This window comes from Dactylosporangium sp. CS-047395, from assembly GCF_050942185.1.
Classification (GTDB): domain Bacteria; phylum Actinomycetota; class Actinomycetes; order Mycobacteriales; family Micromonosporaceae; genus Dactylosporangium.
The window spans coordinates 8,069,217-8,088,974 of record NZ_CP192015.1; the positions used below are offsets into that span (position 1 = coordinate 8,069,217).

The window sequence follows — 19,758 nt, forward strand, 5'->3', positions numbered from 1 at the left end:
GGGCCAGGTAGATTCTTGCGGTGATCGATGCGGACGGGTACTTCGGGGAACGGATCGCGGCGCAGTACGACGAGTCGTCGGCGGACATGGCGGAGCCCGCGGTGCTCGAACCGGTGCTCGACACGCTCGTCGAGCTCGCCGACGGCGGGCGGGCCCTGGAGCTCGGCATCGGCACCGGGCGGATCGCGCTGCCGCTCGCCGCGCGCGGCGTCCCGGTGCACGGGATCGACCTGTCCCGGGCCATGGTCGCCCGGATGCGGGAGAAGCCCGGCGGGGACGCGATCGGGGTGACGATCGGGGACTTCGCCACCACGAAGGTCGACGGGGCGTTCTCGCTCGCCTACCTGGTGTTCAACACGATCATGAACCTGACCACGCAGGACGCGCAGGTGGACTGCTTTCGCAACGTGGCGGCGCACCTGCAGCCCGGCGGGCGGTTCGTGATCGAGGTCATGCTGCCCGACCTGCGGCGGCTCCCGCCCGGGCAGGACGCGGTGCCGTTCCACGTGAGCGAGACGCGCTGGGCCTACGACCTGTACGACGTGGCGACCCAGGCGATGAGCTCGAACTACGTCGAGGTGGTCAACGGGCGCGGCGGGTTCCGGTCGATCCCGTTCCGCTACGTGTGGCCGGCCGAGCTGGACCTGATGGCGCGGATCGCCGGGCTGCGGCTGCGCGACCGGTGGGCCAACTGGCAGCGTGAACCGTTCACGAGCGAGAGCACCCAGCACGTGTCCGTCTGGGAGCGGCCGGTGCTGCCCGACTGACGGGTGCGCCCCGGCCGGGCAGGTGTGGTGCATTTGGCTGTCCCGGGGCCTTGCGCTGCCCCGGGGCTGTTCCGCTACGGTGCCATGCACGGCCGTGGGACGGCCGTCTCACATTTCGGGCCAGCGTTGTCCCGTCGCGATCTGGTTGCACCGACCGCCACGGAGGCCAGTCATGCCCGATCCGATGGGATTCATGAAGTACCGCCGGCAGCTGCCGCTGCTGCGCCCCATCGCCGAACGCGTCGCCGACTGGCGCGATGTCTACCAGCGGGCCGACGAGCAGCTGATCCACGAGCAGTCCAGCCGGTGCATGAACTGCGGCGTGCCGTACTGCCACAACGGCTGCCCGCTCGGGAACCTCATCCCGGACTGGAACGACTTCGTCCGGGTCGGCGACTGGGAACGGGCCGCGGACGCGCTGCACGCCACCAACAACTTCCCCGAGTTCACCGGGCGGCTGTGCCCGGCGCCGTGCGAGGCCGCCTGCGTGCTCGGCATCGGCGACGACCCGGTCACGATCAAGCAGGTCGAGGTCGAGATCATCAGCCGGCTGGCCGATCGCGGGCCGCTCGAGCCGTTCCCGATCGTCGCGCGCTCAGGCCGCAGCGTGGCCGTCGTCGGCTCCGGGCCGGCCGGACTGGCCGCCGCCCAGCAGCTCGCCCGGGCCGGCCACGCGACCACGGTCTACGAGCGCAGCGACGCCATTGGCGGCCTCCTGCGGTACGGGATCCCGGACTTCAAGCTTGAAAAGACGCACATCGACCGCCGCGTCGCCCAGATGGTCGCCGAGGGTGTGCAGTTCATCACCGGCTGTGCGGTTGGCGTCGACGTGTCGCTGGCGGAACTGCAAGAGCAATACGACGCGGTTGTACTGGCCTGTGGTGCCCTCGACCCCCGCGACGTCCCCACCACGCCGGGCCGCGACCTCACCGGGATCCACCAGGCGATGGTGTACCTGGAGGGCAGCAACCGGGTCGTCGCCGGGTCGCTCGACGCCCCGCCCATCGACGCGGCCGGCCTGCACGTGATCGTGGTCGGCGGCGGCGACACGGCCGCGGACTGCCTCGGCACCGCCCACCGCCAGGGCGCGGCGAGCGTGCGCTTGGTCGAGGTGGCCCCGCTGCCCCCGCCGAAGCGCGACGGCACCCGCGACCCGTGGCCGACCTGGCCCACCACGCTGCGCATCGCCTCGGCCCACGAGGAGGGCGGCGAGCGGCACTTCAGCTGCGCCGTCCGCCGCTTCATCGGCGACGACGAGGGCCGCCTGCGCGCCGTCGAGCTGGTCGACGTGCTGGTCGGGCCCGGCTTCACGCTGACCGAGGTCGAGGGCACGATCCGCGAGGTGCCGGCCGACCTGGCCCTGCTCGCGATCGGCTTCGCCGGCACCCAGCCCGGCGAGCACCTGGCCCAGGCCGGGCTGACCCGCAACGCCCGCGGCACGCTCGACGCCGACAACGACTGGCAGACCGCGACCCCGGGCGTCTTCGTGGCCGGCGACGCCCGCCGCGGCCCGTCGCTGATCGTCTGGGCGATCGCCGAGGGCCGCTCGGCCGCCGCCGCGGTCAACCGCTACCTCGGCGACGGCGGCCGGCTCCCCGCCCCGGTCACCACGCTCTCGATGCCACTGAAGTAGCCGGCGGCCGGCTGCCCGCGCCGGTCGCCACGGTCTCGATGCCGCTGAAGTGGCCGGCGGCCGGCTGCCCGCGCCGGTCGCCACGGTCTCGATGCCGCTGAGGTAGCCGGCGGCCGGCTGCCCGCCCCGGTCACGACGGTCGCGATGCCGCTGCAGTCGACATCACCGGGCTGCGGCCGGACAAGTGGCCCGGCGTAGGCGTGCATAGTTCGGCGCCGGTGCGGGAAATCAGCCGTCATGGATGACGACCGCACCGCGACGGAGTACACGTTCGGCAGCCCGCTCGTCCGCGCGGCCGCGGTCCTGGCCGCGTTCGTCGCGCCGGTGGCCTTCGGCGTCGCCGGGGCGGCGGGCCTGTTCGGCACCGGCAGCCTGTGGCAACGGGTCGCGTTCGTGCCGCTGGGCGTCGTCATCGGGGCCGTCTACGGCTACCTGGCGCTGTTCCGGATCGCCTACCGCCTGCGCCTCGCCGACGGCCGGCTGCACTGGCGGGCCGTCCTGCGCGGCGGCAGCGCGGCGCTGAGCGAGGTGGCCCGGGTGGTACCGCATCCGAGGAACTACACCACCGTCGAGCTCGCCGACGGCCGGCGTGTGCACGTCGCCGGCGTCCACGACGTCTGGCCGTTCCTCAACGGTCTGCGCCGGGCGGCGCCGCAGGTCCGGATCGACCGGCCGCTGGGCCTGTGGACGCCGGGGTGGTTCCGGGCGGAGCACTGACCGCCGCGTCGCGAAGGGCGCGCGCGTTGGCCCGGGTCTCGTCGTCGGCCGGGAAGAAGCACTCGATGCGCAGCTCCTGCAGGGTGATGTCCTGCGCCGTGCCGAGCGTCGTCACCGTCGAGAAGTAGTGGAAGCGCCGGCCGTCGCGGGCGTAGCGGATCGGCACGACCGGCAGCGTCGGCACGGTGACGTCGAGCGTGCGCAGGGATGCGGGCACACCGGGGTACGAGAGAATCTCCCGCAGTATCGCGCCGGCCCGTTCGTCCGTGCTGCCGCCGATCGCCTCGCGGCGGACCCGGCGCACGAGGGCCTCGCCGACCAGGGGCCAGTTCGTCACGTAGCGCCGCACGCCGTCGGGGTGGAACAGGCGGCGCAGCACGTTGGGCGGGCCGGGCACCGGTTCGGGGTGCCCGGCCCGCAGGAACGCGAAGAACCGCGCCGCCGCCGCGTTGCTGTGCCGGATGTTCCAGTCGCGGTCCATCACCAGCGCCGGGTACGGCTCCTGCTGGGCCAGGATCGCCTCCAGCGCGGCCCGGACCTCGTCCAGCTCGGGGCCGTCGAGGGGCGTCTCGCGGTACACCGGAGCGAAACCGGCGGCCAGCAGGAGCTCGTTGCGCTCCCGCAGCGGCACGTCGAGGACCTCGGCGAGTTTCAGCACCATCGCGCGGGACGGGCCGGCGCGGCCGGTCTCGATGAACGACAGGTGCCGCAGCGAGACCGTGGCCGCCGCCGACAGCCCGAGCTGGCTCAGCCCGCGCGCGGTCCGCCACCGCCGGATCAGGACCCCGACCTGGGACACTCAGCCCTCCGGGTGCCAGGCGTGCGCGCCGAACTGCTCCTGGACCGGCGTGCCGGCGATGGACGCGGTGTAGTTGGCCATCGTCGAGATCGCCACGGCCACGACGGCGTCGAGGACCTCGCGGCCGTCCAGGCCGGCGGTGTCCCCGGACTCGAGGTGCCCGCGCCTGGTGATCATCGCCCGGGCCAGGCCGGACAGTGCGGCCAGGCGCGGGTCGGCCGGCGACCGCCCGGCCCGGATCGCGTCGACGGCCTCCGCCGGCACGCCGTCGTGCAGCGCCTCGCCGGTGTGGAACGCCACCGCCCACGCGCAGGAGTTGGTGACCGCGTTGGTCAGCAGCAGCACCTGCCGTTCGGCCGGCGTGAACGAGCCCTCGGCCCGGAACCGCCCGAACGCGGCGATGAACGCGGGCAGCAGCGCGGGGGAGCCGGCCATCGCGGCGGCCGCGTTCGGCACGAACCCGAACGCCTCCCGCAGCCGGGCCAGCGGCTCGCGGGCCCAGCCGGGCGCGGTGTCGATCGTGTGGATCGGGTACGTCGTCATGCCTCGACGCTGCTCCTCCGACGGGCGCCGAACAATTCCCTGCGAGGTAATACCGTACGGTCGAGGAGTGGACGACCCGGCACCCGCACTGAACTCCGAGCAGCTCGGCGCGTACTTCGCGCTGATGGAGGTGAGCAGCCTCCTGCAGTACGCCGTCGAGGAGCACCTGCGCGCCGACGGCGATCTGAGCTGGGTGCAGTTCCAGATCCTGGCCCGCCTGACCGACACGCCCGGCGGGCGGCTGCGGATGACCGACCTCGCCGACGGCGTCGTGTACAGCCGCAGCGGCCTCACCTACCAGGCCGGGCTGCTCGACAAGCGCGGCCTGATCACCCGGGCCCCGTCGCCCGACGACGAGCGCAGCGTGATCGTGACCGTCACCGACGCCGGCCGGAACCTCGTGGCGCGGGTGCTGCCGGGCCACGTCGAGCGGGTCCACCAGCTGCTGTTCGCGTCGATGTCCGGCGCCGACCTGGCCGCGCTGGGGGCCGTGCTCGGCCGGGTCCGCGACCACATGCGCGCCACGCCGCCGCGCTCCGCCAAGCCCCGGCGCAACCGGACCCCCTGACGGTATTTGTTTCGAATTCGTAGCGTGCTATGGTCAAGAAGTGCTTCAAATTCGGAGCACAAGGGGTACGAAGAGGCGAGGTCCCGAGATGAAGGCAGTGCGTTTCCACGAGTTCGGCGAGCCGGGCGTCCTACGGTACGAGGATGCCGAGCGTCCCGTGCCCGCCGCCGGACAGGTGCTGATCCAGGTCGCCGCGACGTCGTTCAACGGGGTCGACGGCAACATCCGCGGCGGCTTCATGCAGGGCCCGATCCCGGTGGCGCTGCCGCACACGCCCGGCGTCGACGTCGCCGGCACGGTCGCCGAACTGGGCGAGGGCGTCACCTCCGTCGCGGTCGGCGACCGGGTCGTCGGGTTCCTGCCGATGACGGACGACGGCGCGTCCGCGGAGTACGTGGTGGCCCCGGCCGGGATCCTGGCCCCGGCCCCCACGAGCATCCCGCTGGCCGACGCCGCGGCCCTGCCCACCGTGGGCCTGACCGCGTTCCAGGCCCTGTTCGAGCACGCCGAGCTGACCGCGGGCCAGCGCGTGCTCATCAACGGCGCGGGCGGGGCGGTCGGCGGCTACGCGGTCCAGCTGGCCAAGCGGGCCGGCGCGTACGTCATCGCCACGTCCGGCCCGCGAAGCGCGGAGCGCGCGAAGGCGGCCGGCGCCGACGAGGTCATCGAGTCCGGGACGAGCGTCGCACCGGCCGCTTCTCCCGCCGTCGACGTGGTGCTGAACCTGGCCCCGATCGACCCGGCCGAGCTGGCCGGCCTGCTCGACCTCATCCGCCCCGGCGGCGTGCTGGTCAACACCACGGTGTGGATGCCGGCACCGAGCGACGAGGCGCGGGGCGTACGCGGGATCGACCTGTTCGTCCGCAGCGACGCCGACCAGCTGGCCCGCCTGACCGCCCTGGTCGACGCCGGCCACCTGCACGTCGAGATCGCCCAGCGGGTGGCGCTGCCGGAGCTGCCGGCGGTCCACGCCCAGGCCGCCGCCGGCACCCTGCCCGGCAAGACCGTCATCCTCGCCGCTTAGGAGTCCTCATGTCGAACGACAAGGTGATCACCGTTTTCGGCGCCACCGGCACGCAGGGCGGCGCGGTCGCCCGCGAACTGCTCTCCAGCGGCGAGTTCGGCGTGCGCGCCGTGACCCGCAACGCCCGGTCGGCCAAGGCGCAGGCCCTGGCCGACCGCGGCGCCAAGCTGGTCGAGGCCTCCCTCACCGACGGCGCCAGCCTCCGCCGCGCGCTGGACGGGGCCTACGGCGCGTTCCTGGTCACCCCGTACTGGGAGCACCGCTCACCCGCCCGCGAACTCACCGAGGTGGAGACGTTCATCGGCGCCGCCCAGTCCGCGGACCTGCACCACGTCCTGTGGTCAACCCTGGAGGACACCCGCGAGGCGATCCAGCCCGAGGACCCCCGCATGCCGTTCCTGGAGGACGGCTACCGGGTGCCCCACTTCGACGTGAAGGGCGGCCGGGCGGACGCGCTGTTCGCCGGCTCCGGCCTGCCCGTCACTTATCTGCTGATGTCCTTCTACTGGGACAACCTGCTCACCCAACCCCAGCGCGACCCCGACGGCACGCTGGCCCTGCACCTGCCCTTGGAGGACACCCCGATCGCGGGCGTCGCCTCGGAGGACATCGGCCGCGTGGCCCGCCGCGTGCTGCAGGACCCGTCATCGACCATCGGCGCCACGGTACCGGTGGTCGGCGAGTACCGGACCGGCGCCGAGATGGCCGCGGCGCTGAGCGTGGCCCTGGGCGAGCGGGTGGCGTACCGGCCGCCGACCGCCGACCAGTACCGCAACCTGGCCTTCCCGGGCGCGGAGGAACTGGGCAACATGTTCCAGTACTACGCCGAGTTCCCGGAGTCGTACCTGGGCCGGCGCAGCTTGGAGGCGGCGCACGCCTTCAACCCGCACTGGCTCACCCTCCCCGACTTCCTGGCCGCGCACCGCATCGCCATCACCGCCAACAGCTAGCGGTGACGGCGAGCCTCCCCAGCATTGGGAAGTGCTTGTCGAACTGACCGGCGACGAACACACGGCGCTGCGGGCCGGCCCCCGGTCCCACGGTGGCGCTCACGTGTAATTCGCGTCCAGGGAGTCGGACTCACGGTGCCGGCGCTCGCCGTCCGGGTAGGGCAGGCCCAGCTCGCGGAACCAGACGTGGGCCAGCAGTTCGGTGTGGTGGAAGTACACCGCCCCGGACCGTGGCGAGTCGAACTCGGCCGGCCGGTTGGCCAGGTTGTTCAGCGCCTCGCGCAGGTAGCGCAACGCCCGCTCGTGATGCCCGGCGTACCGGCCTTCGCGGTCCGGCGCGGTGATGTCGCTGGCTTGGACGGCGGCCATCACCCGGTCGGCGACACCCTGGCTGTAGTCGGTCAGCAGGCGTCGCACGGTGACCGAGCGGACCGCCGCCGGGTCGTCCACGCCGGAATCGGCGAGCTGCTCGGCCGCGTCGCCGACCGGCGCGGTCGTGCCGTCCCGGCCGATGGTGCAAAGGCTCACCCCGATCTGCGCGGCCGCCTCGAGCGCGGCGGGCGTGTACCCGGACGTCGAGTAGAACAGGTGATGCGCCGCCTGCGGCCGGGTGCCGCGCAGCTGCTGCACGGCCGGGGCACCTACCGGTTGAGCCTGCATCTTCACCTGGGCCACCCCGGAGCCGGCGACGACGTCGAGCCCACGGTCGCGGCCGCCGCCGGTCAACTCAGCGTCGGCGAACCCGAGCGCCCGCATGTGCGCGGCGGCGATCTCCTCGCTGGTGCGCCAGTCCGCCGGCACGAAGCGCTGTCCTACGACAGCCGGCGCCGTCGCTGCGGCGGCGTCCAGATCCGGCAGCGAGGGCACCGCTGGATGCTCGGGCAGCAGCTTGATGTCCCCGGACGTGTGTCAACGCTGCTCAGCCGACCCGCACCGAAGAAACCCCGCCGAGACACCTGGCAGTCGCGGGCCGGAATGTGGTCGGTCCTATGGTGGATGTTGCCTGGGCTCGGCGGCCGTACGGTGGGGATCGTGCGCGGCCGATTCCTGTACGTGGCGATGGCAGTCGTGCTGCTCGCCGCCGTCGTCTTCCTGATCGTGCACCGGCCCGGCGCGCCCGGCGGCGAGGGCGGGGCGGCGCCGTCGATGGAGCCGGTCAGCCTCCTGCAGTCGGACAACGGGGATCCGAAGGTCAACTTCAGGAGCACGCCGACCGAGGGGCCCTGGCGCGAGGCGCAGAACGACAACCTGATGTTCTCACTGGACGGGCCGATTCACGTGACGGTCCGCTGCATCGCGCCGGACGACGATGTCGATTTGCCGGTCGGGCAGCGCGGGAACTGGTACTACGTGACCGCGCTCGACGGACCGTGGCCCGGCACGTCCGGCTACGTCTGGGGGCTGCTCGTGCACGAACCGGGCCAGGTGCCCGCGTGCGACGCCGGCGTGCTCGCGGCGCACCCGTTCCGGCCCGGGCGGCTCATCGTGCGGCAGGGGCCGGCGGCCGAGGGCGGCGGGTACTGGTACCGCATCGAGGTCTCCGGTTTCCACCCCCGCTACCAGTACACCGTCGGCTGCGTCGACGACTTCGAGGCGATGGACGAGCGGTTCGTCGACCCGTTCCGGACGTTCAGCATCCGCACCGACGGCAATGGGGCCTGGAGCGGCGAGCACGACTGCTTCAGGGGGCAGGGCACGCACCACTGGGCGGAGATCGGGCCGTACTCGTCCGAGCGGGTCGCCTGGACGACGCCGCCGGCCACGACGCGACCGCCCGAACCTTCGAGAACGACGACACCGCCGGGGAAGACCACACCGCCGCCGCCGACGACCGCCGCGCCTGCGGACCGCGCGATCGTGGTGCAGAACCAGGTGACCAACGGCGGGAGCGCCATGCGGGAGGACACCCCGGCGTACCTGTCCACGCGGACCGCGCCATACTGCAAGCGGGACGGTGCGCCGTCCCGGGCACCGACATGAACACCGCGCGACGATCACAACCCCGGCTCGCCGTCTCCGACCTGTGGTACCGCGCGCACGACGGCGCATCCCGGACCGGCTGGATCTCCGAGGTGTACCTTCGCCCGGCCGACCGCGGTGGGCTCGGGCTACCCGGATGCTGACGGACGCGACGCCACTGGAGCCGCGATGACCCTCACCCCGCAGCAGCAGGCGCGGAACGAGTTCAACAAGCGCCTCGACGATTGGCAGGGCCTCGCCGACGTCCTGGAGATCCCCGGCCACCAGCGGCGCCGGTTCCCCCGGGGCGAGGAGCCCCGCGAGATCTGGATGTGGCTGGACAGCCAGAACCGGCTCGGCGAGCTGCCGGACGCGCTGGTCGCGATCGGCCGCACCGACCTGGCCGACCTGCTGCGCGCCTCCGCCCCGGTCACGGCGCCGGCCCCACGCGCCCGGCGGCGGCGTCGGCTGTGGCCCGTGATCGCCGCCGGGGCCGCGCTCGTCGTGGCCGGCGGGCTGGTGCTCGTCCTCACCCGGCCGTGGAACCAGCCCAAGGACAAGGCAAAGCCCGAGCCCAGCTCCGGGTCCGTGGCGGAGATCGAGGCCCGGATCGACAAGACCTGGGACGTCGAGACCAACAAATACGTCGGGGTCCGCTCGTACGCCGATCCCACCGAGGCGGGCCGCGGCGCGCAGGTCGGGTCGTACGCGCAGGGCGACACGATCTACGTGCTGTGCCAGAACCCGGCGGGGCGCGAGGTCAGGGACGCGAAGTGGAGCGACCGGCCGGAGTCGACCCGGCTGTGGTACCGCCTCAGCGCCCCCGGTCCGGTCTGGGTGCCCAGCATGTACGTGCGGCTGCTCAGTCAGGTCGTGCCACCGACCTGCCCGTAGGGTCAGCCGCTGGTGGTGACCACGGGCCGGCCGGTCGCCTCGGCGGCCTGGGTCGGGGTCGGCCCCGGTTCCGGCTCGGTCGTCTCGTCGTCGTCGCCGCCACCATCGCCGGTCGGCGTCGGGGCCGGCGTGGCCCCTCCCCCACCGCCCGTCGTCTGCGGCGCGCCGGGATTCTGGGTGGCGGTCGCCCCGCCGGTCCGCTCGGTCCCGCCGGTGGGCTTCGTCCCGTTGCCACCACCGCCGCCGCCGGTCGGCGCCGTGCCCACCCCCGACTGGACCGGGGCGGTGCCGGTGGGCGACGGCGAGTGGCCAGGCCCGTTGAACAGCGAATCCGAGGTACCCAGCCACACGACCAGGCCGATCACGACCAGTCCCGCCAACGCCAGCAGCCACGGCATCAGCGATCGCCGACGCGCCGGCAGCGGCCCCAGCTCCTCCGTCAACGGGCCGGCCACGGGGGCGACCGGCACCGCGGCCGCGCCTACGGCCGGAGCAGCCATCACCGCCGTGTCCGTCCCGACGCCCGGAGTCGGCGAACCCGTGGCCGCCGACTCGGCGGCGGTGGCCATCGCGGCTGCCGACGGGTACCGGAGCGAAGGGTCCTTCTGCATTGCCGTCGTGATCAGCTGGGCGACCGGCGAGGGCACGTCGGGCGGTAGTGGCGGCGGGGTGTCCTGCAGGTGGCGCACCGCGATCGCCACCGCGTTGTCGCCCATGAACGGCGGATGCCCGGCCACGCAGTGGTACGCGACGGCTCCGAGCGCGTAGAGATCCGTGGCCGGGCCGATTCCCTGCTTGGAGACCTGCTCGGGAGTGATGTAGAGGGCCGTCCCCACCACGTCGTTGGTGGCCGTCACACCGGCGAGGGCGGCCGAGCGGGCCACGCCGAAGTCGACGAGCACCACGGTGCCGTCCGGCTGGACGATGAGGTTGCCCGGCTTCACGTCGCGGTGCACGATGTCCGCCTCGTGCGCGGCCTCCAGGGCGTGTGCGGCCTGGGCGACGATCGACATCGTGGTGGCGGGGTCCAGGCGGCCCGACGCGGCGATGCGGCGGTCCAGGGGCTCGCCGTCGATGAAGGCCATGACGATGTACGCCGAGCCGTCGCCCGTCTCGCCGTAGTCGTACACGGCGGCGATGCCGGGGTGGCGCAGGGCGGCCATGGCGCGCGCCTCGTGGTGGAAGCGGGTCTGGAACTCGCGGTCGCCGGCCCGGCCGTCGTGCAGCAGCTTCACCGCGACGCGGCGGCCCAGCAGGGTGTCGTCCGCGCGCCAGACCTCGCCCATGCCGCCGGCGGCGATGCGGTCGTCGAGCCGGTACCGGTCGTTGAGGAGGTCTCCTTGGCTGGCCACGTACGGTCGGATACCCATACAGGCCGGTCGCTATGCACCGCCGGCGGGTACGGCGTCCACCTCCCCCGTTCGGCGCAGCTTCTGCCAGCGCAAACGCCGGCCGGTGACCGCCGTGATCGCCGAGTGCAGCAGCACCAGGTACATCACCTGACGGTACACCAGCTGCTGCAGCGGCAAAGTCCACAGTGGACGGAGCGGTTCGCGGTCGAGGCGGAAGGCGAGGATCGCGGTCACGGCGTGCACGACCAGCATCGCGAGCCAGCCGATGGCGGTCTCGGTGCGGTTGAGGAAGAACGTGCCGTACACGGCGAGGATGTCCAGCAGCGGGGCGAGCAGCGGCAGCAGTACGCTGAACAGGGTGATGAACGGCAGCGCGCGGCGGCCGAAGCGGCCGGACGGGCCGGAGTCGCGGACCGCGCCGCGGTGCTTCCAGATCGCCTGCATGGTGCCGTAGCTCCAGCGGTACCGTTGCTTCCACAGCTGTCCCAGCGTGGCCGGCGCCTCGGTGTGCGCTCGAGCGGTCTCCTGGTAGACGACCCGCCAGCCGGCCCGGTGCACGGCCATGGTGAGGTCGGTGTCCTCGGCGATCGTGTCGGTGGTCAGGCCGCCGGCGTCGGTGAGGGCCTGCCGCCGGAACGCGCCCAGGGCGCCGGGGATGGTCGGGATACACCCGAACGTGTCGTACAGCCGCCGGTCGAGATTGAAACCCATCACGTACTCGATGTGCTGCCACTTGCCGAGCAGTCCCCGGCGGTTGCCGACCTTCACGTTGCCGGCGACCGCGCCGACCGTCCCGTCGCCGAACGGCTGGACCAGGCGGTGCACCGAATCCGGCTCGACGACCGTGTCCGCGTCCACCATCACGATCAAACCGTTGCGCGACAACGCCACGCCGGTGTTCAGCGCCGTCGCCTTGCCACCCGGCGGGACCCGCACGACGCGCACGTTGCCCAGGCCAAGAGCTTCAACCGCCTCGCTTGTACCGTCCGTGCTCGCATCATCCACCACGATGACCTCGACCCCGGGGTGGGCCGACAGGGCGAGCGAGCGCACCGCCGGCTCGATGGTCGTGCGCTCGTTGTAGGCCGGCACCACGATCGTCACCGGTTCGGTGACCGGCGGCCCCCAGGACCACGTCACCGACCGCCGGCGGCGGGAGTGGCGCACGGCGAAGAGCAACAGCAGCAGCGCCCGGGCCAGGGTCAGCGCGCCGACCAGGATCAGCAGGCCCCACAGCACCCACCAGCTCGCGTCGGCCAGCCGGATCGACCAGGCCAGGCCCCGCCCGCGCCACACCGCGGCGGCGCTCGCGGGCGGGTTGGCCGCCCCGGCGCCCGCTCCGGTGGCCTCGGCGATGGTCGTGAAGCGGTACCCCCGCTGCTGCAGTTGCGGAATCAGCCGATCGAGCGCCGCGACGGTCTGCGCGCGGTCGCCGCCCGCGTCGTGGAAGAGCACGACCGCGCCGGCCTGGCCCTCCGGGGTCGCCGCCTTCACGATCGCGTCGACGCCGGGGCGGGCCCAGTCGCGGCTGTCGAGGTCGTTGAGCACCGTGGTGTAGCCCTGGCCGCCCGCCGCCGCGATCGTGCCCCAGTCGCGGTCGTCGATCGCGTCCGGCACCGACGAGTAGGGTGGGCGCAGCAGCGAGGTCGAGCGCCCGGTGGCGTACGAGATGAGCATCTGGGTCTGCGAATGTTCCAGGCGCTGCCGCCAGCCGGGCAGGTCGGCCAGCTGCGGATGGCTGAACGTGTGCGCGCCGATCTGGTGGCCCTCGGCCAGCACGCGCCGGGAGAGCTCCGGGTGGCGGGCCACCTCGGCGCCGATCTCGAAGAACGTCGCGTGCACGTCGTGCCGGCCCAGCACGTCGAGGATCTTCGGCGTCCAGGTCGGGTCGGGGCCGTCGTCGAAGGTCAGCGCGACGGTACGCTCCGGCAGCCGCACCGACCGCGCCTGTCCCCCGGTCGCGTCGAGGATCGGGCCGCCGTCGCGGATCCCGGCCGGCACCTTGCCCACGGCCCTGGCCCCGGGTTGCTCGTGGTCCGGCGCGAACCCGCTGTTCGTGTACGCCTCGATGAACAACAACGTGGCGACCAGCGCCAGGACGAGCACGGCCAGCAGCACCCGCAACGCCGTGCGCCGGCGGCGCACCGCGGGCAGCGAGCTCGTGGTGAGCGGGTCGGGCGCCGGCTGCGCGGCACGGTACACGGTCATCGGCGCACCACCGGGTTCAGTGCGCCGGGAGCCGGTTGCATCGCGCGGTCAGCGGTTATCGGCACGCCGCACCGGGTCGGCGCGTCCGGGGCCGGTTGTGTGGCGCGGTAGGTGGTCATCGGCAGGCCGCCGGGGTTGCGGTGGCGGCTGGGCAGCGTTCGGCCGGTGGGCGGGTGGAGCCGAGGAACTGGCTCAGCCACAGGGCGAGGAGCGCGGCCAGCAGCAGGAGGCCGAGGAGGTACACGATGCGGCGCAGACGTTTGCGGCGGGCTCCGCTGGGATCGACGAACACCGGTGGCGGGGGCTGGGCCGCGTCGCGCATGACGGTGGTCGGGGCCCGCTCGGGCAGGGGCGCCTTGCCGACGGCCCGGCCGAGCCGGGCGCGCCCGATCTTGCGGGTCGGCTCCGGCTGCACGGGCTGGTCCGGCTGCTCGGTCACCGTTCGAACATAGGAGTGCCCGCGTGGGTCCGCATGATCCGTGGCCGCCCCGGGTAGCCTGATCGTCGATGCGAGCTGCGCGAATCCGGTTTGCAGCAATTCTGCTGGCGGTCCTGACGGGTTCCTGCGGTGGCAGCGCGTGGCCGGAGCCCGGTCACGGACCGTCGGCGATCGAGCTGACCGCGACCCAGCGCCACCTCGCCGACGAGCTGGTGAGCCTCTTCGAGCACGGCGAGCCCGAGCCCCGCTACGGCGCCGTCGAGTCCCTCGGCGACGGCCGCGGCCTGACCTGCGGCACGATCGGCTTCACGACGAGCAGCGACGAAGTACGCGAGATCGTCGAGTCGTACGACGCCGCGGTCCCCGGCAGCCGCCTCGCCCGGCACCTGCCCCGGCTGCGCGAGCTGGCCGACGCGGGCAGCGACGACACCGGCGGCCTGCCCGGGTTCGCCGAGGACTGGGCGGCCGCGGCCGGCGACCCCGCGTTCCGGGCCGAGCAGGACCGGCTGACCGACCAGCTCGCGTACGGTCCGGCGCTGCAGGACGCGCACCGCCTCGGCCTGCGCACGCCGCTCGGGGTGGCCGTGCTGTTCGACAGCGCCGTCCAGCACGGCACGGGCGACGACCCCGACGGGCTGCCTGCCCTGATCGACCGGGCGACGCAGCGCGCCGGCGGCACGCCCGCCGGCGGGGTGGCCGAACCGGCGTGGCTCGTGGCGTTCCTGGACGTGCGGGCCGACACGCTGCGCAACCCGCACGATCGGGACACCCGGGACGCCTGGTCCGAATCGGTGGACCGGGTCGCCGCCCTGCGCGACCTGGTGAACCGCGCCGACTACGGGCTGGCGGCGCCGCTGACGGTCACCCTCGACGGCGACGAGCACGAGCTGCGTTGATACCCGCTGTCGGGTGATCGGTCAGAACTGCCGTCCTTGCCGTACTGCAACCGACGCCGACCTTGCGAGCAACCGTTTGGCTCCCCCACAGTGACTTCACCGACATGACTCTGCGGAGTTGTTCGGTGACTCACAGCTCGTTGCTTGGAGGTACGTCATGCGCAAGTGGGTGTTGCGGGGCCTCGTAACCGCCGGATTCGCGGGCGGAATCTGGCTCCTGAGTGCGAGCGCCGCACAGGCCTCGGACACGCCCGGCCTGGGAATCAACCTCCCGGGCCTGGCCTCGATCAACCTCGGCAACACGGGCGCCGCGATCACGGTGCCCGGCGTGGCCAACGTCAACCTAGGCACCACCAACGGCATCCAACTCGACGTCTCCCTGAGCGGCACGCCAACCTCGCCCAGCGGCAGCCCCACCACAGGCGGTAGCTCAACGGCAGGCGGCGGCTCGACCACAACGGGCGGCGGCTCGACAACCGGCGGGACCACCGGCGGGACTACGGGCGGCGGCTCGACGACGGGCAGTGGCGGGGGCGGCGGTGTCCAGGTCAACGTGGACCTCGGCCTCGGCGGGACTACGGGCGGCGGCTCGACGACGGGCGGCGGTGGCAGCGGTGGCGGCGGCGGTGGCAATGGTGTCCAGGTCAACCTGGATCTCGGGCTCGGCGGTACGCCGGCGTCCGATGGTCAGGGTGGCCTGCAGACCAGCGTCACCGTCGGCGACATCGCGAACATCGACGCGGGCGTGGACAACTCAGGGGCGCAGGCGACCATCGAGGTCGGCACCATCGCCGACGTGGACCTGAACGCCGACCTGACCGACCCATCCCTCGACCTCACCATCAACCTCGGCGACGCCATCCAGGCCGACGCCACCCTCGACCTCTCCGACGGCATCAACGCCGACGCCACCCTGGAGGTCGGCACCATCGCCGACGTGGATCTGAACGCCGACCTGACCGACCCGTCCCTCGATCTCACCATCAACCTCGGCGACGCCGTCCAGGCCGACGCCACCCTCGACCTCTCCGACGGCATCGATGCCGACGCGACCCTGGAGGTGGGCGGCATCGCCTCCGTCGACGTGGACGCCGACCTCGACACCGACCCGACGCTCTCCCTCGACGTCGTCCTCCTCCCCACCGTGACCCAAGAGGACACCGGCACGGGCACCGGAACTGGCACCGGCACCGGGAACGGCACGGGAACGGGAACGGGCAGTGGCACGGGAACGGGAACTGGAACGGGCACTGGTGGCGGAACCGGCACGGGCGCGGGTAGTGGCGACGGCACTGGCGCAGGCACCGGCGACGGAACCGGGACCGGCGCTGGCACAGGCGCTGGCGCTGGCACTGGGACCGGCGCGGGCGTGGGCACCGGCGCGGGCGTGGGCACCGGCGCGGGCGTGGGCACCGGCGCGGGCGTGGGCACCGGCGCGGGCGTGATCAGCACGGTCGGCCTGACCACCACGACCGCCGGCGCTGCGGCCGCCGCCACCGAGAGCCTGGACGGATCGCTCCCCGTCACCGGCCCCGGCGTGTCGACGCTCGCCTTCGCCGGGCTGCTCATGATCGGCCTGGGGCTGCTGCTCTTCCGCCGCCGCCGGCAGTTCTGAGCGGCATGGGTACGGGTGCGACGCGTGCACTGCCATGGTGCGCGTCGCACCCCAGGGTACTGAAATTTTCAGGCCGTCCCGGGCTCGGACCCGGGGCGGCCAGGACCGCTTGAACCCTCGTGACGAAGGTCCCGTACCAGGCGGCGGAACGGGAGCCACGGAGCGAGAAGGAGCGGTCGTATGTCCACACTCGACAGTCAACCCGGTAGAGGGCGGCGCTGGTTGTTGCTCGGCGGGCTGGTGGCACTGCTCACGGTCGGGCTCGGGCTCGGGGTCGCGGCGGCGCAGACGGGCGGCAACGCCGGTGCCGGGCCCGGCAGGGTCGCGTGCCCGTCGGTCGGGGACAAGCTCCCGGCGGTACCGGCGGAGGCGCGGGCCGAGGTCGACCGCAACCTGGCGCTGCTCGACACGCAGATCGCCGAGGCCAATCAGCGCCTCGCCACCAGCCAGGGCCAGGGCGGTCCGAACTTTGCCCGCAACGCGATCCTCGGACCGCTGCAGGACAAGCGGGCCGCCACCCTCGACCGTATCGCCATCGCCATCGGCCGGCACGCGGCCCGGCCGGCGGGGCTCGAGTCGCTCGCGCCCTGCCGCCTGGTGCAAGGGCAAGCGCCCGCCACCGCCGCAGTCCCGGCCCAGACACGGGCGCAGACACAGACAACCGAGACAACGACAACCCAGACAACGACCGCCCCGCCGAAGACCAACCCGCCGAACAGCAGCAGCGGGGCCATCGCGTGCCCGTCGGTCGCGGACAAACTTCCCGCGGTCCCGGCGGAGGCGCGGGCCGAGGTCGACCGCAACCTCGCGTTGCTCGACACCCAGCTCGCCGAGGCCGAGCAGCGCCTCGCCACCAGCCAGGGTCAGGGCGGCCCGAACTTCGTCGACAACGCGATCCTCGGACCGCTGCGGGACAAGCGGACCGCCACCATCAACCGGATCGCCACTGCCATCGGCCGGCACGCGGCGCGGCCGGACGGGCTCGCCGAGTCGCTCGCCGCCTGCCGGCTGGTGCGCGGTTAGCTCCGCGCCCACACGGGAATCTTCACGACCGCGGTGGCGCCCATCGCCGAGGTCGGGGTGCCGGGCGGCACGCGGCGCGGCCGGAGGGGCTTGCCGGCTGGTGTGCGGTCAGCTCCGCGCCCCACACGTGATCATCACGACCACCGTCGCGCCCATTGCCGAGGTCGGGGCGGCGCGCGGTCAGCTCCGCGCCTCCCACGTGATCTTCACGACCGCGGTGGCGCCCATCGCCGAATTGGGGGTGTCGGTGGCCATCCGGTAGTTGAACCGGAAGACCATGGTGCTGCCGACGTTCGCGACGGGCGTCCAGGCGGAGGAGACACTGGTGGTACCAGAGGCGCTGTAAGTGTTTTTGGCGGTGAAGTCGGCGAGCATCCGGCCGGCGGTGATCGTCGTGTCGGCCGTGTTGCCGAAGATCGTGGTGGTGCCGCTCAGGCCCGTGCAGGACGCGCCGCTGCCGAAGATGCCTGAGCCGGACGCCTTCTCGACGCTCCAGTTGAGGTAGGGCGTGGTGCCGCCGCCGCCGGTGCCGGGGGTGTCGGTGGCGTCGCCGGGGGCCACGTAGAGCTGGACCGGCGCCGACGGGGTCACGGTGCCGGCCCATGACACGGTGATGCACGACGATCCCGAGTTGCCGGGGACGAGGCCCGAGACGTTGAACATCGCGGTGTTGCTGTCGTTGTCGGTCAGGGCCAGCGCGCCGGTGGTGAACGCGTTGCCCGGGTTGACCGTCGCGGTGCTGAACGCGGCCGACGAGGCCTGGTAGACCGTGATGCTGGACGCGCTGATGGCGGCGGCGACGGCCAGCGCCCCGGCCAGGCGGGTCCGGCGCCGGCGTCGGGACGCGCGGTGGGACGTGATGACCCGCGCCCCGCCGCGTTGCGGGTTCGACTGCTCCTCCACGGATGCCTCCTTCGGCTACAACCGATTCGGATCGGCCGAAGTCCGGCGGAGCTGAGGCCGCGTCACGGGTCCGTCGTGTCGCGCGCACCACAGCAGCGCGAGCATGCCGGCCAGGAGCACGACCCGGACATGATGACCGTCACGCCACCAGAGCGCGGGAAGGCCGATCCAGGGGACGCGCAGCCGCGCCACGCCGGTCACGTCGCCGGCCGGGACGGGGGTGCTGTCGGCCGCCGCGTTGGCGTCGCCCTGGGTCACCAGCGTGTGGTCGGGCTGGACGGCGACGATGCGGTGCACGAGGTACCGCCCGGGCCGCGCCGGATCCCGGAAGCGGATCACCCGGCCGGGCACGAGGTCGCCCGTCTCCAGCGGCGCGCTGATCACCACGTCGCCGGGCGTGATCGACGGCTGCATCGAGCCGCTGAGCACGACGGAGGGGGACCAGCCGAACGCCAGCGGCACCAGCGTCATGGCGAACAGGCACAACACGAAGCTCAGCACACCCACGGCGACCGGCCGGAGCAGCCACGGCACCCGGGCCGGGCGGGCATGCAGAGCGGTCATGCTCACCAACGTCGGCATGCCGGGCGCCGACTTAAGCGAGGCTGACGTCGTCCGTGTACACGTCGTAGGTCGCGGTGCCGGTGCCGATGGACAGTGTCACGCTCGTCGCCGCCCCCGAGTTGAACGTCACCGTGTACTGGCTCCAGCTGCCGGCGGTACCGCTGCCCTGCACGCTGCCGAGCACCGTCGAGCCGTACAGGCTGGAACCGCTGATCACCCGCAGCAGCGCGCTCACCGATCCGGTGCCGGGCGCCGTGTACGCCCACGCCGAGAACGTGTAGGACGTGCCGGCGGCGACGGAGACCGTGGTGTACAACTGCGAACTGATCGGCACCCGAACCGCTCCCCCGCCCGCGTGGACCGGCGCGGACACGGTCGCGACGGCGGACCCGGTGGTGTCGATGAGCCACGGCGCGGAGGTGCCGCCGCTCTCGAATCCGGGGTTGGCGAGCAGGTTCGTGGCGCAGTTCACCGCGACCGTGTCGCTCGCCGCGGCCGACGTCCAGCCGGACAGGTACGAGAAGACCTTGTACGTGTACGTCTGCCCGTTCGCCATGCCGGTGTCGGTGCCGCTGGTGGCCGCGGTCTGCACGGTGTTCTGCGTCGTGCCGGAGAGCTGGCGCTGCAGCTTGTACCCGGTGGGGGCGGACCCTCCGGTGCCGGCCGTCCAGCTCGCGCCGACGCTCGGCACCCCGCTCGCGCACGCGGGCGTGAGGGTCAGCCCGGTCGGGGCCGCGAGCGACCCGGCGGCCAGCCGGTTGCCGGGGTTGGCGCTGCCGCCGGTGAAGGCCGCGTTCGCCGTGCCCCACGGCCGCAGCAGCGCGACGAGCAGCACGGCGACCACGCCGGCCACCGTGCGCAGATGCCGGGCAGCGACCATGCCCCCAATTCGGCAGCCGGGGCT

20 protein-coding genes are annotated in these 19,758 nt (G+C 73.2%); 11 read left to right on the forward strand and 9 right to left on the reverse strand.

Features of this window, described 5'->3' with window-relative positions; genetic code table 11:
* The first annotated feature begins 20 nt into the window (after nt 1-20).
* The 3 genes from ACQP00_RS37930 (at nt 21) to ACQP00_RS37940 (ending at nt 3,117) form a co-directional block, all read left to right on the forward strand.
* A complete protein-coding gene (locus ACQP00_RS37930) occupies nt 21-767 on the forward strand; it encodes a class I SAM-dependent DNA methyltransferase (protein WP_433205500.1) in 747 nt (248 codons plus the stop codon).
* Nucleotides 768-939: 172 nt separating this feature from the next.
* Nucleotides 940-2,400, forward strand: coding sequence for a glutamate synthase subunit beta (locus tag ACQP00_RS37935; protein ID WP_433205503.1), 1,461 nt, complete (start codon nt 940-942; stop codon nt 2,398-2,400).
* Nucleotides 2,401-2,637: 237 nt separating this feature from the next.
* Nucleotides 2,638-3,117 (forward strand): hypothetical protein, encoded by a 480-nt coding sequence (locus ACQP00_RS37940; RefSeq protein WP_433205506.1) that lies wholly within the window; start codon nt 2,638-2,640, stop codon nt 3,115-3,117.
* On the opposite strand, the gene ACQP00_RS37945 is transcribed toward ACQP00_RS37940, so the two are convergent.
* Both ACQP00_RS37945 and ACQP00_RS37950 read right to left on the reverse strand, forming a co-directional pair.
* The gene (locus ACQP00_RS37945; RefSeq protein ID WP_433205509.1) at nt 3,029-3,916 is read right to left on the reverse strand and encodes a helix-turn-helix domain-containing protein; all 888 of its coding nucleotides are present in this window, start codon (nt 3,914-3,916) and stop codon (nt 3,029-3,031) included. The genes ACQP00_RS37940 and ACQP00_RS37945 overlap by 89 nt on opposite strands.
* Nucleotides 3,917-4,459 carry a carboxymuconolactone decarboxylase family protein gene (locus tag ACQP00_RS37950; RefSeq protein WP_433205512.1) on the reverse strand — a complete coding sequence of 181 codons (543 nt, stop codon included), beginning with the start codon at nt 4,457-4,459 and terminating at the stop codon, nt 3,917-3,919.
* A 67-nt stretch (nt 4,460-4,526) separates the two neighbouring features.
* Here ACQP00_RS37950 and ACQP00_RS37955 point away from each other — a divergent pair, with 67 nt between their 5' ends.
* The 3 genes from ACQP00_RS37955 (at nt 4,527) to ACQP00_RS37965 (ending at nt 7,001) form a co-directional block, all read left to right on the forward strand.
* The gene (locus ACQP00_RS37955; RefSeq protein ID WP_433205515.1) at nt 4,527-5,027 is read left to right on the forward strand and encodes a MarR family winged helix-turn-helix transcriptional regulator; all 501 of its coding nucleotides are present in this window, start codon (nt 4,527-4,529) and stop codon (nt 5,025-5,027) included.
* Between the two features lie 88 nt (nt 5,028-5,115).
* Nucleotides 5,116-6,051: an NADP-dependent oxidoreductase gene (locus tag ACQP00_RS37960; RefSeq protein ID WP_433205518.1), complete on the forward strand. Its 936-nt coding sequence runs from the start codon at nt 5,116-5,118 to the stop codon at nt 6,049-6,051.
* A gap of 8 nt (nt 6,052-6,059) precedes the next feature.
* Nucleotides 6,060-7,001 (forward strand): NmrA/HSCARG family protein, encoded by a 942-nt coding sequence (locus tag ACQP00_RS37965; protein WP_433205520.1) that lies wholly within the window; start codon nt 6,060-6,062, stop codon nt 6,999-7,001.
* 99 nt (nt 7,002-7,100) lie between these two features.
* Here the strand turns inward: ACQP00_RS37965 and ACQP00_RS37970 are convergent, their stop codons facing one another.
* Nucleotides 7,101-7,868: a restriction endonuclease gene (locus tag ACQP00_RS37970; protein WP_433205523.1), complete on the reverse strand. Its 768-nt coding sequence runs from the start codon at nt 7,866-7,868 to the stop codon at nt 7,101-7,103.
* Nucleotides 7,869-8,033: 165 nt separating this feature from the next.
* Here ACQP00_RS37970 and ACQP00_RS37975 point away from each other — a divergent pair, with 165 nt between their 5' ends.
* Both ACQP00_RS37975 and ACQP00_RS37980 read left to right on the forward strand, forming a co-directional pair.
* Nucleotides 8,034-8,981 (forward strand): hypothetical protein, encoded by a 948-nt coding sequence (locus ACQP00_RS37975; protein WP_433205526.1) that lies wholly within the window; start codon nt 8,034-8,036, stop codon nt 8,979-8,981.
* A 168-nt stretch (nt 8,982-9,149) separates the two neighbouring features.
* Nucleotides 9,150-9,854 (forward strand): hypothetical protein, encoded by a 705-nt coding sequence (locus ACQP00_RS37980; protein WP_433205529.1) that lies wholly within the window; start codon nt 9,150-9,152, stop codon nt 9,852-9,854.
* A gap of 2 nt (nt 9,855-9,856) precedes the next feature.
* Here the strand turns inward: ACQP00_RS37980 and ACQP00_RS37985 are convergent, their stop codons facing one another.
* The 3 genes from ACQP00_RS37985 to ACQP00_RS37995 all read right to left on the reverse strand — a co-directional run bounded on the left by ACQP00_RS37985 (nt 9,857) and on the right by ACQP00_RS37995 (nt 13,853).
* Nucleotides 9,857-11,206 carry a serine/threonine-protein kinase gene (locus ACQP00_RS37985; protein WP_433205532.1) on the reverse strand — a complete coding sequence of 450 codons (1,350 nt, stop codon included), beginning with the start codon at nt 11,204-11,206 and terminating at the stop codon, nt 9,857-9,859.
* Nucleotides 11,207-11,236: 30 nt separating this feature from the next.
* Nucleotides 11,237-13,414 (reverse strand): bifunctional polysaccharide deacetylase/glycosyltransferase family 2 protein, encoded by a 2,178-nt coding sequence (locus ACQP00_RS37990; RefSeq protein ID WP_433205535.1) that lies wholly within the window; start codon nt 13,412-13,414, stop codon nt 11,237-11,239.
* Between the two features lie 115 nt (nt 13,415-13,529).
* The gene (locus ACQP00_RS37995; RefSeq protein ID WP_433205538.1) at nt 13,530-13,853 is read right to left on the reverse strand and encodes a hypothetical protein; all 324 of its coding nucleotides are present in this window, start codon (nt 13,851-13,853) and stop codon (nt 13,530-13,532) included.
* A gap of 68 nt (nt 13,854-13,921) precedes the next feature.
* Between ACQP00_RS37995 and ACQP00_RS38000 the strand changes: the two genes are divergently transcribed.
* From ACQP00_RS38000 to ACQP00_RS38010, 3 genes are all read left to right on the forward strand, one after another.
* Nucleotides 13,922-14,749 (forward strand): chitosanase, encoded by an 828-nt coding sequence (locus tag ACQP00_RS38000; protein ID WP_433205541.1) that lies wholly within the window; start codon nt 13,922-13,924, stop codon nt 14,747-14,749.
* A gap of 157 nt (nt 14,750-14,906) precedes the next feature.
* Entirely contained in the window at nt 14,907-16,364 is a 1,458-nt protein-coding gene (locus ACQP00_RS38005) for an LPXTG cell wall anchor domain-containing protein (RefSeq protein WP_433205544.1), read from the forward strand.
* A gap of 180 nt (nt 16,365-16,544) precedes the next feature.
* Nucleotides 16,545-17,387 carry a hypothetical protein gene (locus ACQP00_RS38010; RefSeq protein WP_433205547.1) on the forward strand — a complete coding sequence of 281 codons (843 nt, stop codon included), beginning with the start codon at nt 16,545-16,547 and terminating at the stop codon, nt 17,385-17,387.
* A 180-nt stretch (nt 17,388-17,567) separates the two neighbouring features.
* On the opposite strand, the gene ACQP00_RS38015 is transcribed toward ACQP00_RS38010, so the two are convergent.
* The 3 genes from ACQP00_RS38015 to ACQP00_RS38025 are packed head-to-tail and all read right to left on the reverse strand — an operon-like array spanning nt 17,568 to nt 19,734.
* Nucleotides 17,568-18,290, reverse strand: a complete 723-nt coding sequence (locus tag ACQP00_RS38015) for a hypothetical protein (protein WP_433205550.1) — start codon at nt 18,288-18,290, stop codon at nt 17,568-17,570.
* A gap of 15 nt (nt 18,291-18,305) precedes the next feature.
* The gene (locus ACQP00_RS38020; RefSeq protein WP_433205553.1) at nt 18,306-18,854 is read right to left on the reverse strand and encodes a signal peptidase I; all 549 of its coding nucleotides are present in this window, start codon (nt 18,852-18,854) and stop codon (nt 18,306-18,308) included.
* 31 nt (nt 18,855-18,885) lie between these two features.
* Nucleotides 18,886-19,734 (reverse strand): carbohydrate binding domain-containing protein, encoded by an 849-nt coding sequence (locus ACQP00_RS38025; RefSeq protein ID WP_433205556.1) that lies wholly within the window; start codon nt 19,732-19,734, stop codon nt 18,886-18,888.
* Nucleotides 19,735-19,758 lie beyond the last annotated feature (24 nt).